The sequence below is a fragment of the Pseudomonas sp. BIOMIG1BAC genome (assembly GCF_001705995.2).
Taxonomy (GTDB): Bacteria; Pseudomonadota; Gammaproteobacteria; order Pseudomonadales; family Pseudomonadaceae; genus Aquipseudomonas; species Aquipseudomonas sessilinigenes.
The window spans coordinates 3,095,230-3,108,260 of the sequence record NZ_CP049045.1 but is presented as its reverse complement, the minus strand read 5'-3'; the positions used below and the strand labels follow the sequence as shown (position 1 = coordinate 3,108,260).

Annotated in this window: 13 protein-coding genes; 8 read left to right on the top strand and 5 right to left on the bottom strand. The window is 62.0% G+C overall.

Annotated elements, in window-relative coordinates:
- Positions 1–38 precede the first annotated feature (38 nt).
- Positions 39–2,375, bottom strand: coding sequence for an acylase (locus tag ATY02_RS14770; protein WP_068587032.1), 2,337 nt, complete (start codon positions 2,373–2,375; stop codon positions 39–41).
- Positions 2,376–2,674: 299 nt separating this feature from the next.
- On the opposite strand from ATY02_RS14770, the gene ATY02_RS14765 reads away from it, so the two are divergent.
- Positions 2,675–3,055: a fe2+ zn2+ uptake regulation protein gene (locus ATY02_RS14765; protein WP_068587031.1), complete on the top strand. Its 381-nt coding sequence runs from the start codon at positions 2,675–2,677 to the stop codon at positions 3,053–3,055.
- Positions 3,056–3,072: 17 nt separating this feature from the next.
- Here the strand turns inward: ATY02_RS14765 and ATY02_RS14760 are convergent, their stop codons facing one another.
- Positions 3,073–3,261, bottom strand: a complete 189-nt coding sequence (locus ATY02_RS14760; RefSeq protein WP_068587029.1) for a hypothetical protein — start codon at positions 3,259–3,261, stop codon at positions 3,073–3,075.
- Positions 3,262–3,432: 171 nt separating this feature from the next.
- Here ATY02_RS14760 and ATY02_RS36360 point away from each other — a divergent pair, with 171 nt between their 5' ends.
- A complete protein-coding gene (locus ATY02_RS36360; protein WP_265582645.1) occupies positions 3,433–3,561 on the top strand; it encodes a hypothetical protein in 129 nt (42 codons plus the stop codon).
- Positions 3,562–3,644: 83 nt separating this feature from the next.
- Here ATY02_RS36360 and ATY02_RS14755 read toward each other — a convergent pair whose 3' ends face one another.
- The gene (locus ATY02_RS14755) at positions 3,645–4,559 is read right to left on the bottom strand and encodes a LysR family transcriptional regulator (protein WP_164823664.1); all 915 of its coding nucleotides are present in this window, start codon (positions 4,557–4,559) and stop codon (positions 3,645–3,647) included.
- Between the two features lie 115 nt (positions 4,560–4,674).
- On the opposite strand from ATY02_RS14755, the gene ATY02_RS14750 reads away from it, so the two are divergent.
- Positions 4,675–5,670: an aldo/keto reductase gene (locus ATY02_RS14750; protein WP_068587026.1), complete on the top strand. Its 996-nt coding sequence runs from the start codon at positions 4,675–4,677 to the stop codon at positions 5,668–5,670.
- 52 nt (positions 5,671–5,722) lie between these two features.
- Here the strand turns inward: ATY02_RS14750 and ATY02_RS14745 are convergent, their stop codons facing one another.
- Entirely contained in the window at positions 5,723–6,256 is a 534-nt protein-coding gene (locus tag ATY02_RS14745) for a hypothetical protein (protein WP_068587025.1), read from the bottom strand.
- A 449-nt stretch (positions 6,257–6,705) separates the two neighbouring features.
- Here ATY02_RS14745 and ATY02_RS14740 point away from each other — a divergent pair, with 449 nt between their 5' ends.
- Positions 6,706–8,700: a methyl-accepting chemotaxis protein gene (locus ATY02_RS14740; RefSeq protein ID WP_068587023.1), complete on the top strand. Its 1,995-nt coding sequence runs from the start codon at positions 6,706–6,708 to the stop codon at positions 8,698–8,700.
- A gap of 73 nt (positions 8,701–8,773) precedes the next feature.
- A complete protein-coding gene (locus tag ATY02_RS14735) occupies positions 8,774–9,229 on the top strand; it encodes an SRPBCC family protein (protein ID WP_068587021.1) in 456 nt (151 codons plus the stop codon).
- Here ATY02_RS14735 and ATY02_RS14730 read toward each other — a convergent pair whose 3' ends face one another.
- On the bottom strand, positions 9,230–9,682 hold the full coding sequence (locus ATY02_RS14730; RefSeq protein WP_068587019.1) for a nuclear transport factor 2 family protein: 453 nt from the start codon (positions 9,680–9,682) through the stop codon (positions 9,230–9,232).
- 207 nt (positions 9,683–9,889) lie between these two features.
- Here ATY02_RS14730 and ATY02_RS14725 point away from each other — a divergent pair, with 207 nt between their 5' ends.
- The 3 genes from ATY02_RS14725 to copC are packed head-to-tail and all read left to right on the top strand — an operon-like array spanning position 9,890 to position 13,028.
- Positions 9,890–11,695, top strand: a complete 1,806-nt coding sequence (locus ATY02_RS14725; RefSeq protein WP_068587016.1) for a copper resistance system multicopper oxidase — start codon at positions 9,890–9,892, stop codon at positions 11,693–11,695.
- A complete protein-coding gene (locus tag ATY02_RS14720) occupies positions 11,692–12,585 on the top strand; it encodes a copper resistance protein B (RefSeq protein ID WP_083236028.1) in 894 nt (297 codons plus the stop codon). The genes ATY02_RS14725 and ATY02_RS14720 overlap by 4 nt, the downstream gene beginning before the upstream one ends.
- 59 nt (positions 12,586–12,644) lie before the next feature.
- Complete coding sequence (gene copC, locus ATY02_RS14715) at positions 12,645–13,028, top strand: copper homeostasis periplasmic binding protein CopC (RefSeq protein ID WP_068587014.1); 384 nt, start codon at positions 12,645–12,647, stop codon at positions 13,026–13,028.
- Positions 13,029–13,031: the final 3 nt, after the last annotated feature.

The following is a 13,031-nucleotide window of genomic DNA, read 5'->3' as shown; positions in this document are numbered from 1 at the left end:
GCCCCATGGCGGGAACGGCCTTCAGCGATCTCACTGGCTCATTGCCCGGATACTGGCAGCGCCTCCTTGCGCGGCTCTTCGATCGACTGCAATCGATAGCCCCGGTCCGCCTGGATCTGTGCCTCGCTGAAAGGCAGCTCGCTCCATTGGTTACGGGCAAAGGCCTGGGTCTGGTCGCGAAAATGGGCCGAACTCGGGTCGCTGGACAAGGAAAATGCCAATAATCCCAGGGCTCGCGGCCCCTGCCCATCGAAGCTGACCACGCTCAGGTAGCTGGTACCACTCACCACCTCACGCTTGCCAGCACTACCCGGCACGCTCTGCATGGCGTTGTAGATACCCAGGCTCTCGGGGCCACCGGGTACCGGAGTGGGCTGGCCACCCTGGCTGACCTGCTGGATATCGCCCCAACGAACATCATCGGCCAACCCGGCCTCCTTCACCTGTTGCAAGGAAGCCAGCATCGCCTCACGCATGGCCTGAGCGACGGGCGCACGGCTGATGGCCAAGCCTCTGGGGGTATGCAGCGGATCCTTGGGATCGAAGGCTACGCGCCAGACGTCCGGGCGCTGCAACAGCTCCTGCATGATCCCTTGGAAATACACGAAGCCCAGCCCGGCCTGCAAACCAGCACTGCGATCCCAGGACTTGAGGCTGGCGCACAACGGTCCGAGGCGCTCGGCATCCGCTCCCAGGTCCTGCTCGCAGAACTGCAGCAAGTCCGGCATGACCTGCCCGGCCAGATAGACCTGCTCGTCATTGACCATGTGCTGCAAGTCACTGACCTGGGCCGTATGCAGGCGACCCAGGCGCTCCAGGGCGAAGCGTGCGCGCATCTTCAGGGGCACGTCCTGCTGGCTGATCACCGGCGAGAAGCCCTCCAGCGGAGCAACGGGATTGACCATCCAGGCCGAGTCATTGGAATGCTGCAGATAGTCGTTACGGGCCAGTTGTGGCAGCTGGCTGGCGGCAAAGATACCCGGCTGGGCCGCTGCCGGGTCGATGTCCCAGGCACACGCACGCCGCGAACCATCAAGGACGATGACCTGGGTTCCGGCCCGCGGGTCGCTGCAAAGCGCCAGCTTGGCCTGGGTGACGTTGGGTACCACCGATTGGTTCATATACAAGGCTCGCCCCTGGTCATCCACGGCCAGTGTGTTGACCCAGGGAATGCCCTGCAAGCGATGTACGCTGTCCTGCAGGCCAGCAATGCTGGAGGCCTGATTCATGGCTTGCCACTGGGTCAGCACCCGAGTGTTGTCCAGGTTCGCGTCACGCAGGCTGTAAGCGTATTGCCGGTTCCAGTCCAGCTCACCAGGCCATTGCACCACGGGGCCGAACTCCGAGCTGTAGAGTGTGCGCGATTGGCTCTGCAACTGGCCATCCACCCCCTTGACCTGCACCGTCACGACCTGGCGCACCAGAGGCACCGAACGGCCATCCAGCAAATACCGGGTCGGGTCCTTGGGGTCGAGTTGCAGGCGGTACAGGGTGAAATGCTTGGAGGCGTCCACCGTATGCGTCCAGGCCAGGTGCTGGTTGAAGCCGATATTGATCAGCGGTAGTCCGGGCAAGGCCGCACCCATGACATCCAGCTGACCAGGAATGGTCAGGTGCATTTGGTAAAAGCGCATGGCGCCAACCCAGGGAAAGTGCGGGTTGGCCAACAGCAATCCGCGGCCATTGAACGAGCGCTCGCTGCCGATGGCCACCGCGTTGCTGCCTCGATCCAGGGCAAAGCGCTGCTGGCGCGCGGAGGCCAGCTGCCAGGCCTGTGCCGACAATCCGGTCTGCGCTACAACGCCTGGCGGCGCGGCCCCAGCCAGGGCCTCGGCGAACTGCCCGGCCCCGCCCTCCACTAACAAGCGCCGGGTCAACTTCACCAAGTCCGCCGTGGTCAATGCCCGCACCCACTCGCCCTGGCACTGTTCTGGCAGTCCCTGCTTGCGGCGCTCAGCCAATTGACGGTTATACCCTTCGACATAACCCTGCATGCGCTCGCGCATCGCCGGAGTCTGCGCCTGCCAGAATGCTTCGACGGCCTGGGGAGTATTGAGCCAGCTGAAGAACACATCGCTGCTGAGATTGTCTCGCTGCTCCAGAGTCTGCGCCTCAGGGCCGAAATACCGTGAACGCTGGGCATTCACCGTCAACACTTCATTGGCCAGCAGGCACAGGTTGTCCTGGGCATAGGCATAACCGATGCCGTATCCCAGGCCACGCTCATCGCTGGCACGGATGTGCGGCACGCCGAAGCTGGTGCGACGGATCTCGGCTCGCGTCTGTTCCGGCTGGGCCAGCGCCTGGACGCCGCAACTGAAGCCCAGAACCAGGGCTGCAAGGCAAAAATTCGGGAACTGCCTGGAAATGATCACACCGACTCCTGATACAGAAATACAGAACCAGGGCTGGGGTGCAGGAAGAATGGGCAGGGCCGCCAGCCTGGGCATCCGGCCGGGCACGGATAACCCGGCGCCTGCCTGCCATACAGACGAAGTCGATGGAAAAAAATTAACCGCACCGCGCCTTTATCAAGGCGGTCATGACATGTCAGCGACCTGATACTGACAATTTTTCTACATCCAGGGCCTCATGATTTGCCCTGCTCGTTCGTCTAGTTACTAGAGCACCCATCATTCTTTTCCTGATCAGGCTCTGATTAAGGAGTTTTTGCATGTACAACCCGCAACTGCCAATGGACGGCAATACCGTGACCAGAACGCCCTCCCTGAACGCCGGCGCTGGTGTCTTCGGCAAAAACGTCGAGCGCCACAGCAACGAACGAATCAAGCACATGCTCAAGAGCTTCGGCCTGCGAACCAGCCTGATTCGCCTGAAAGTCATCGATGCCCTGCTCACTGCGGCCCAGAGCGAACGCTCCCTGGGAGTACGCGGCATCCACAGCCAACTGCTGGAACTGGATATTCCATTGTCGTTTCTAAGCGTGCGGGAAGTATTGAAGCGACTCTGCAGCGAGGGCGTCATCACCCTCAACGCAGACAAGAGCTACAGCCTGCACCAGCAGGCGGCAGCGGTGTTGGACGGCCTTGCTTGAGGCCGCCCGGCACGGGCTCAAGGCTTGACCTTGCGCCGCATCACGCCATTGATCACCACCACGATAACGGCCACGGCGATGGCGATGTACTGGAAGGTCTTCTCGCTGATGACGCCGCTATTCTGTAGGTAGGAAAGGCCAAACATGATTCCCAGGACTGCCAGGGAAATCAGAATCGAATATTTCAAACGTTGTGACTGGGTCATTGCCGGAATCCTGAAGCTGAAATTGTATCCGCTGTGTATCAAGGCCAATGCCAAGCACATACCCGGATACGGGGATGTGCGGGGCAAATCGGGGTCACATGGTACAGGCGCGCTGGAGATTTTTCTTCCTCCCCGCCTTGTCATGTTCCCTGTGCCTTTGAGGATCGAGAAATGCTTCGTCGAATCACACTGCTGATTCCCCTGCTGGCCATACTGACCTTGTCGGGTTGCATCATCATGCCCCGCGATGGCTGGCATCACCGTTACTACGATGGTGGCCCCGGCTACTACCACCGCTAAGTCATCCGGCCAAGCCATCGGCCATCCCCGCCCACTTGACCAACGCCCGCCCTGCTGCGGGCGTTTTGCTGCCTGCGCCAGGCTCAAGGCCTGGCGGGGCAATGGCCCTGGCGGGCGAACAGCTCCACCAGCCAATCGACGAATGCCCGTACCCGGGTAGACAGCTGGCGCTGCGGCGGATAGAGCGCGGTCAAGGGCAAGGGCGGCGGCGCATAAGCCTGGAGCACCTCTTGCAAGGCCCCCGTCTGCAACGAGTGGGCAGCATGGTAGTACGGTGCCTGCACCAATCCATAGCCAGCCTCGCAAGCCGCCAGGTAACCGTCGGCACTGTTGACCGAGACCTGCCTGGGCAGCTCGACCTCCCGCAACAACCCATCCTGGACAAACTCCAGGCCATAGCGCTTGCCGGAGACGCTGGAAAAATACTCCACCATCCGGTGCCCTTGCAGATCCTCGAGAGACCGCGGAGTACCGTACTGCCGCAAGTAGCCAGGGCTGGCGCAGGTGACCTGGGGCATCTGCGCCAAGGGTCTTGCCACCAGGCGGTCATCCAGGACCGGGCCACCGCGCAAGGCGCAATCGACCCCCTCGCGAATCAGGTCCACTGGGCGATCGTTGAGGCCGATCTCCAACTCGATCAACGGATAGCGAGCGGAGAACTCCGGCAGCGCCGGCATCAGGATCAGGCGACCAACTCCGGCCGGCATATCGACCCGCAACGTACCCCGCGGATTACGACGATCCTGGGAAAACACGGCCTCGGTTTCCTCCAGGTCCGCAAGCAGGCGCACGCAACGCTGGTAATAGGCGACGCCATCCAGGGTCGGACTGACTTGGCGAGTGGTGCGGTGCAGCAACTGCACCCCCAGGTAGGCCTCCAGCTGCTTGATCAGGATGGTCACCGAAGCCCTGGGCAACTGCAGGCTGTCGGCGGCCCGGGCAAAACCACCGAGTTCGACGATCCGGGTGAAGACACGCATGGCGTTAAAACGGTCCATCACTCCTCCGATAATTATTTAGAAAATAATAATAGTGATAGTGATTTTTGCCTGTTTATCCGAATTTTGTCGAGCAGCACAATAGCGCCATCCCCCACCATCGGAGTATCCGACAATGCACACTCGACAATTGGGCCGTAACGGCCCGCAGGTTTCCGCCATAGGCCTGGGCTGCATGGGCATGAGCGACTTCTACACCACCGGCAGCGATCCCCGGGAGTCCATCGCCACCTTGCATCGAGCCATGGAGCTGGGCATCACCCTGCTGGACACCGCCGACATGTACGGTCCCCACAGCAACGAAGAGCTGATCGGCCAGGCGATTCGCGGCAAACGCGAGCACGTGTTCCTGGCCAGCAAGTTCGGCATTGTCCGCGACCCCAGCAAACCCTCTGCCCGCGAGGTCGATGGCCGCCCGGAATATGTGCGCGCCGCCATCGATGGCAGCCTGCGACGCCTGGGAGTCGATACCCTGGACCTGTATTACCAGCACCGCATCGATCCCGAGGTCCCCATCGAGGAAACCGTCGGTGCCATGGCCGAACTGGTGAAAGCCGGCAAGGTACGTTACCTGGGGCTGAGCGAAGCCTCGGCGAGCACCCTGGAACGAGCGCACAAGGTCCACCCCATCAGCGCCCTGCAAAGCGAGTACTCATTGTGGAGCCGCGACCCCGAGGAAAACGACTGCCTTGCCACCTGCCAGCGCCTGGGCATCGCTTTCGTTCCCTACAGCCCGCTGGGCCGGGGTTTTCTCACCGGCGCCCTGAAGAGCCCGGACGACTTCGCTGCCGATGATTACCGGCGTTTCAACCCGCGGTTCCAGGGAGAGAACTTCCAGAGCAACCTACGCCTGGTCGAACAGGTGCAGCAGTTGGCGATACAGAAGGAGGTCAGCGCTGGGCAACTGGCCCTGGCCTGGGTCCTGGCCCAGGGTGAATACCTGATACCCATCCCCGGCACCAAGCAGCGGCGCTATCTGGAGGAGAACGTAGCGGCCCTGGACGTGCGCCTGAGCGCCGACGACCTGGCGTCGCTGGGCCGCATCTTCAGCCCGCAAGCCACCGCCGGCACTCGCTACAGCGAAGAGGTGATGGCCCTGCTCAATCGCTGAAACGACAAGGCCGGGGTCGCTGGTAAAGCGCCCCGGCCTTTTTTATCCCGACTCAGGCCTTGGCGGAGGTGGAGCCGTCTTTGTTGGGCACCGTAGTGCCGTTGCCCTTGCCGTAGTTCTGCAAGCTCTGCAGGACGTAGATGGCCTTCTTGTACTCAGGGATCAGGTAGTTGGCGTACTTGTTGCCCTTGAGGTTGTTGTTCTGGATGTCGTCGAGCTTCATCGCGAAATACTCCAGGGCGTTGAACGACTCCTCAGGATTTTTCGGGATGCCAAAACGGTCGAACTTGTCACCGGCATTGATCAGGTTCAACGCCGTCACGTCCGAGATCAAACCGTTGTTCTTGAGGAAGGTACTCATGCTCCCCAAGGATTTGATAGTGACGTTGGTCGGATCGAAACCCTTGATTTGCTTGTGCAGCTTGAGCTGATCCATCTTGCGGACATCGAGCACCGTAGGGTTCTGCCCCACCTGGCCCAGGATCTGCCGGACCTTGGCGCTTTGCGGGACTTTCTTCACGTCGCCACCGCTCTGGTTCAATAGGCCGGCCTTGCTGCTCCAGCCCCCAACGTATCCGATTGCCATACTGATACTCCTGTAGTCCGGCTTTCCAATTCCCCTGCAGGCTATCTTCGGACTCTGCGAAAAGTCCTGGATAAGCTACTCAAACAGGGTAACTGCTGTATTGAAACATCTGAATGAACGCAAGTATCAACGCCGAAACAATCATCGCCAATGATTTATTTCCACAATTTACAATTTTCGTACATTTTCGACACGATCTCCCAAAGGCCCGTATTTAAAGGGTCTCAGCACTTCAAAAAACCTTCCCGGGATCGATTTTGGCTATCTGAAAGGTATCAAGCCTGAAAAATCCAGCACCTGCTCAGCATTCCGGCAGACTCTTTGCTAATAAATTCAAAATTTTTGGACAAACGTCCTAAAGAGCCCTGGATTCGTGCCGACAACTTATGAATGCCCCTAGCAAGGTGCAGCCCCCAAAGAATAAGAAACGCTCGGTAAGGACAGGTCCCATGCCCGCTTTGCGCACGATTCAAACCCGCTACACGCTGTTCCTGGTCCTGTTCATTGTCTTGATGCTGGTACTCACCGTGCTGGGCATCGGCCAGTTGGTAGCCCCCAAGCTGCGCCACACCGAAGAACAAGTCGCCCTCGATCGCATCGCCGAGGTGGCAGAACGCATCCAGGGTGAGTTGAACAAGGTCCAGGCCCAGCAACGCAGCATCACCCAGACCATCCCCCTGCTCGACAGCGACAGCATCGACCGCGTCTTGCCAGAGCTGGTGGACCAATATGGCGAGCAGAAGGTCTTCGGTGGCGGCATCTGGCCCTTGCCCGGCCAGCGCACTCCGGGGCGCGCCAAGCACAGCACCTTCTGGCACCGCGATGGCTCGGGCAAGCTCAAGGTCAATACCTTCTGGAACAGTGACGCCGCGCCCAACTATTACGACCAGGCCTGGTACAAGGGCGGCCTGCAGAGCCCGCCGGGCCAGTGTGCCTGGGCTGCGGCCTACAAGGATGACGCCAGTGCCGAACCGCGCACCAACTGCGCCATGGCGATCAGCCGCGACGGCGCCGCCTATGGCGTGGCGACCATCGATGTGACCCTGGGCTTTTTCAACGAGCTGGTCGCTCGCCAGGAACAGGCCCTGGGCGCCCAGATGCTGATCGTCGAGGCCGATGGCAAGATCATCAGCAACAGCTCGCGGATCAATAGCCCGATTGTCCTGAAGAACATCAGCGAACTGGCCCCCGCCTCGCCCTTCGCGGCCCAGGTGCAGCAAGCCCTGGGCAAGCACGATAGTGGCTTGCAACGCCTGGAGTTCGACAACGGCGGCGTGGCCAGCACCTTCTTCATGCGTCCCATCGAAGGCACTCCCTGGTTCCTTGCCAGCGCCCTGCCAACCCGCTTGATCACCGCCCAGCGCGACGATGTGCTGAGCACCCTGAGCCTGTTGCAATTACCCATGGTGCTGCTGCTGGTACTGCTGCAGATCTATGCCATCCGCCAACTGGTGCAACGAATGAAAGCCCTCAAGGCCAATATCGATGCCCTGGCCACTGGCGATGCCGACCTGACCCGGCGCATCACCATCCGTGCCGAGGATGAACTGGGAGCCATTGGTCACTCGATCAACCGCTTCATCAGCTACCTGCAAGACATGATCGGCGAAGTGACCCAGGCCACTGATGCCATGGCCGACAGCCTGCATCAGTTGCAGCGGACCTCGCAGCAGACCGGACAGATCCTGGCCCGACATGCCTCGGAAACCGACCAGACCGTCACTGCCATTACCCAGATGAGTTCCACCGCCGACAGTGTCGCGGCCAATGCCGCCGAGACCGCAGCCTTCACCCAGCGTGCCAATGAGCATGCCGAACATTCGCGACAGGTGGTGGGCCAAGCCTCGGGCAGCGTGATCGCCCTGGTCGACGAAGTGGCCAGCGCGACCCAGAAAGTCGAAGCCATGCAACAAGATGCCCAGCGCATTACCGAAATCCTTGGCGTGATTGGCGCCATTGCCGGCCAGACCAACCTGCTGGCCCTCAACGCGGCCATCGAAGCGGCACGCGCCGGGGAACAGGGTCGCGGCTTCGCCGTGGTAGCCGATGAAGTACGAGCCCTGGCCGCCCGTACCCAGGCCAGCACGTCAGAGATCAACGAAATGCTCAGCCGCCTGACCCAGGGCGTCAGCTCTTCGGTTGCCGCCATGGAGAACACCCAGGCCAGCTGCCAGTCGGCAGCCGACGCCACGGCCCGGGTCAACGCCGGCCTGGACGAGATGGCCGGTTCGGTGAGCCAGATCAACAGCCTGAGCACCCAGATCGCTACCGCCGCCGAGCAACAGAGCGCCGTTACCGAAGAGATCAACCGCAGCATGGTGAGCATCCGACATATGGTCGAGGAGCTGGTACGCAGCGGCCAGGCCAGTGAAGACAACACCCAGAGCCTGTTGCAGGCCAACTCGCGAGTCAGTGCCTTGATGGGACGCTTCAAAGTCCGCTGAACGGTCGAGCGCCCTCCCGATTCAGTGCGCGAGGGCAGCTATATTTGCAGCTCCGGTCACAAGGAGGTGCGTCATGGGCCAGCGCCAGCCCCACTTGACGGGTGAATACATCAGCCAGCAGCGGTACATCGCTGCCGGCATCGACACGGTCTACTACTACCTGTCCCAGCCGGATCGCTGGCATGAATGGAACCCCGGCTCCCTGCGAGCCGACACCGGCTTGTGCGGCTCATTGCCAGCCGGCCACCGATTCAGCGAAATCATCGACCTGCTGGGGCTGCAGGTCCAACTCAGCTATCGAGTGACCAGCGCCGTGCTGCCCCGGGAGTTCAGGGCCGTTTTCAGTTCCGCGCCACTGGATGGCAGCATCGACTACCAACTGCGCAAGCAGGGCGATGGCACGCTCCTCAAGCGCACCCTGCACTTCTCCACCGATCTCAACCTGGGTGGCCTGCGCTCGCGCATGGAGCGCCTGTCCAGCCAGGCCCTGGATAATCTCAAGCGTGTGCTCGAGGCCCCGCCGGGCTGATCAGTCCCCTGGGAACACCCCGTTGCTGTTCAGCGTCTTGTCCGGCAGTACCTGGGTGGCATCCCAATGCTCGACGATCCGGCCTTGCTCCAGGCGATAGATATCGATGATCGACCTGACCACCCCGGGCTCGCGACCGGTGTTCTTGACCTGCACTATCACGTGGTCGCCATCGACGAACACCTGGCGCACCTCGCTGCGCGACGTTGGATAGTGCTCGCGCAGAAACTCGATGAACTCCCGAAACCCCTCGATACCGTCCTTGACGCCGGGGTTGTGCTGAATGTAGTGATCGCCCAGGTAAGGTCGGGCGGCGGCGAAGTCCTTGTCGTTCAGGGCCAACTGGTAGAACGCCAGCACCTTGCGCCGGTTCTCCTGCTCCAGGGGGCTATGCTCCGCCAGGGCTGGAGCGCAAAAACACACCAACACCAGCAACATCAGGTATCGCCTCATGGGACCTCTCCAGTCTCGGGAAAACATCGGGCAGCCAGGAGCCATGACCCTGGGCATTTATAACCCCACAGTCCTTCACCGCTACAAGCCTTTCCTTGAATAGGATCGCGCTGACAAATCTGTAACCTGCCCCTCAGTTTGCTGACAGCCGTAGCTGATTAGTCTCTGCCTCAACCTGAAACCCAGGACAAACAGGACCTAATCGGCATGCATGGCAACCCCACTCGACGCAGCTTCATCAAAGGCCTGGCCGCCGCCGGAGTGCTGGCCGGCAGCGATCTCTGGCGCTCTCCAGTCTGGGCGCTGGGTACCGGTGGCCAACCCCTGGAGCTGAGCGGCCAGCAGTTCGATCTGTTCATCGGCGAATCGCCGGTCAACTTCACCGGCCAGCCGCGCACCGCCATGACCATCAACGGCAGCCTGCCCGGTCCGCTGCTGCGCTGGCGCGAAGGTGACACCGTCACCCTGCGCGTACGCAATCGCCTGGCACAGGACACCTCTATCCATTGGCACGGGATTCTCCTGCCAGCCAACATGGACGGTGTCCCTGGCTTGAGCTTCCAGGGCATCGCCCCCGGCGGGCTCTACGAGTACCGTTTCCAGGTCCGGCAGAACGGCACCTACTGGTACCACAGCCACTCCGGGTTGCAGGAGCAGGCCGGGGTCTACGGCCCCCTGGTGATCGACGCCCGCGAGCCCGAGCCATTCCAGTACGAGCGCGAGCACGTGGTGCTGCTCAGCGACTGGAGCGACATGGCACCGCAGCGCTTGATGCACATCCTGAAAAAACAGTCCGGCTACTTCAACTACCACAAGCGCACCGTGGGCGACTTCATCGAGGACGTCAGTCGCGATGGCTGGGCCGCGACCCTGGCGGACCGCAAGATGTGGGCCGAAATGAAGATGAGCCCCACGGACCTGGCCGACATCAGCGCGGCCACCTACAGCTACCTGCTCAACGGCCAGACCCCGGGCAGCAACTGGACCGGGCTGTTCAAGCCAGGAGAACGGCTGCGCCTGAGGCTGATCAACGGTTCGGCCATGACCTACTTCGATGTGCGCATCCCCGGATTGAAAATGACCGTGGTCGCCGCCGACGGCCAATACGTGCTGCCGGTCAGTGTCGACGAACTGCGCATAGCCGTCGCCGAGACCTACGACGTGCTGGTCGAACCAGGCGCTGAACCGGCCTACACCCTGTTCGCCCAATCCATGGACCGCACCGGCTACGCCCGTGGCACCCTGGCCGTGGGCCAGGGCCTGAGTGCCGCGATCCCGGCCCTGGACCCGCGCCCACTGATCAGCATGGCCGACATGGGCATGGACCACGCCAGCATGGCCGGCATGGACCATGGAACCCCATCCGCCATGGGCGATATGCAGGGCGAGCACCCGCCGATGGCCTCGATGGACCACAGTTCCATGCAGGGAATGCAGGGAATGGACCATGGGCAAATGACCGGCATGGGCCAGATGCAGTCCCACCCGGCCTCGGAAACCGGCAATCCGCTGGTGGACATGCAAACCATGAACCCGAAGCCAAAGCTCGACGATCCCGGGATCGGCTTGCGCGCCAACGGCCGCAGGGTACTGACCTACGCCGACCTGCGCAGTGCCTTCGAGGACCCCGACGGCCGCGAGCCTGGCCGCACTATCGAACTGCACCTGACCGGGCACATGGAAAAGTTCGCCTGGTCCTTCGACGGCATCAAGTTCAGTGACGCACAACCTTTACGCCTGCACTACGGCGAGCGGGTACGCATCACCCTGGTCAACGACACCATGATGACCCACCCGATCCACCTGCATGGAGTGTGGAGCGACCTGGAAGACGAACAGGGCCGGTTCCTGGTGCGCAAGCACACCATCGACATGCCACCGGGCACCCGGCGCAGCTATCGGGTCACCGCCGACGCCCTCGGGCGCTGGGCCTACCACTGCCACCTGCTGTACCACATGGAGATGGGCATGTTCCGGGAAGTGCGAATCGAGGAAGAGAGGGCTGCGACATGAAACTGACCGCATGCCGTCTATTGTCCGCAGCCCTGTTCGGCCTGGGCCTGGCCGGGTTTCAACCGGCCGGCGCGGCAACCACGGGCTTAGGGCAGGCCATGCCCGCCATGGACCATAGCCAGATGGGCACCCTGCACGATGGCATGCAGGCCATGGACAGCGCGCCACCCCCCACCACCAGCCGTACACCGATCCCGCTGCCCAGCGATGCCGACCGCCAGGCCGCTTTCCCCGACGTCGACGGTCATGGCGTGCACGACCGCGCCATCAACTCGTTCTGGCTGCTCAATCAACTGGAATACCAGGATGCCGAGCGCGGTAGCGCCCTGGCCTGGGAACTCAATGGCTGGATCGGCGGCGACATCGACCGCCTCTGGCTGCGCAGTGAGGGCGAACGCACCAACGGTGTCACCGAGAACGCCGAACTGGAGGCACTCTGGGGCCATGCCGTCGGCCCCTGGTGGGATCTGGTCACGGGCGTACGCCAGGACTTCAAACCCGGCTCGCCACAAACCTGGGCCGCCCTGGGCCTGCAGGGCATGGCCTTGTACAACTTCGAAAGCCAGGCCACCGCCTACCTGGGCGAAGGCGGCCAGGCGGCCCTGCGCCTCAAAGGCGATTACGACATTCTGCTGAGCAACCGGCTGATCCTGCAGCCCACCGCCGAGGTCAACCTGTACAGCCGCAACGACCCTCAACGGGGCATGGGTTCGGGCCTGGCAGACAGCGAAGTCGGCCTGCGCCTGCGCTACGAACTGCACCGCCAGTTCGCCCCCTACATCGGCGTGACCTGGAACCGCAGCTACGGCAAGAGCGCCGACTACGCCCGCGAAGAAGGCGACAAGCGCGGCGAAACGCGCCTGGTCTTGGGCGTGCGCCTGTGGTTCTGAAATCCAACAGCGCCACTCCTCACATCAACCATTGGCGGCTACGTCGCCGGGAGCCTTGCATGCCATCCCTGAAAACACTCAACACCAGCCTTGTCCTGGGCAGTGCCCTGCTGTTTGCCGCACTCGCCCAGGCCCACCCGAAACTGCTGTCTTCATTGCCGGCCGAAGGAGCACGGGGACCGGCGCCGGAACGCATCGAACTCAAATTCTCGGAAACCCTGACGCCGCAGTTCTCCGCCGCCAAGCTGGTGATGACCGCCATGCCGGGCATGGTCCATCCCCCGATGCCGATCAACGCCAGGATCAGTGCCGGTAGCGATCCCAAGACCCTGCTCGTCACCCCCTCCAGTCGCCTGTCTGCCGGTCGCTACAAAGTGGAGTGGCGTGCGGTATCCGCCGATACGCACCCGATTACCGGCGCCATGACCTTCACCGTCGACTAAACC

Excerpts from the sequence above, each read along its gene's own strand:
- ATY02_RS14765 (WP_068587031.1), top strand. The coding sequence starts at position 2,675 with ATGTACAACCCGCAACTGCCAATGGACGGCAATACCGTGACCAGAACG.
- ATY02_RS14760 (WP_068587029.1), bottom strand. The coding sequence starts at position 3,261 with ATGACCCAGTCACAACGTTTGAAATATTCGATTCTGATTTCCCTGGCA.
- ATY02_RS36360 (WP_265582645.1), top strand. The coding sequence starts at position 3,433 with ATGCTTCGTCGAATCACACTGCTGATTCCCCTGCTGGCCATACTGACC.
- ATY02_RS14755 (WP_164823664.1), bottom strand. The coding sequence starts at position 4,559 with ATGGACCGTTTTAACGCCATGCGTGTCTTCACCCGGATCGTCGAACTC.
- ATY02_RS14750 (WP_068587026.1), top strand. The coding sequence starts at position 4,675 with ATGCACACTCGACAATTGGGCCGTAACGGCCCGCAGGTTTCCGCCATA.
- ATY02_RS14745 (WP_068587025.1), bottom strand. The coding sequence starts at position 6,256 with ATGGCAATCGGATACGTTGGGGGCTGGAGCAGCAAGGCCGGCCTATTG.
- ATY02_RS14740 (WP_068587023.1), top strand. The coding sequence starts at position 6,706 with ATGCCCGCTTTGCGCACGATTCAAACCCGCTACACGCTGTTCCTGGTC.
- ATY02_RS14735 (WP_068587021.1), top strand. The coding sequence starts at position 8,774 with ATGGGCCAGCGCCAGCCCCACTTGACGGGTGAATACATCAGCCAGCAG.
- ATY02_RS14730 (WP_068587019.1), bottom strand. The coding sequence starts at position 9,682 with ATGAGGCGATACCTGATGTTGCTGGTGTTGGTGTGTTTTTGCGCTCCA.
- ATY02_RS14725 (WP_068587016.1), top strand. The coding sequence starts at position 9,890 with ATGCATGGCAACCCCACTCGACGCAGCTTCATCAAAGGCCTGGCCGCC.
- ATY02_RS14720 (WP_083236028.1), top strand. The coding sequence starts at position 11,692 with ATGAAACTGACCGCATGCCGTCTATTGTCCGCAGCCCTGTTCGGCCTG.
- copC (WP_068587014.1), top strand. The coding sequence starts at position 12,645 with ATGCCATCCCTGAAAACACTCAACACCAGCCTTGTCCTGGGCAGTGCC.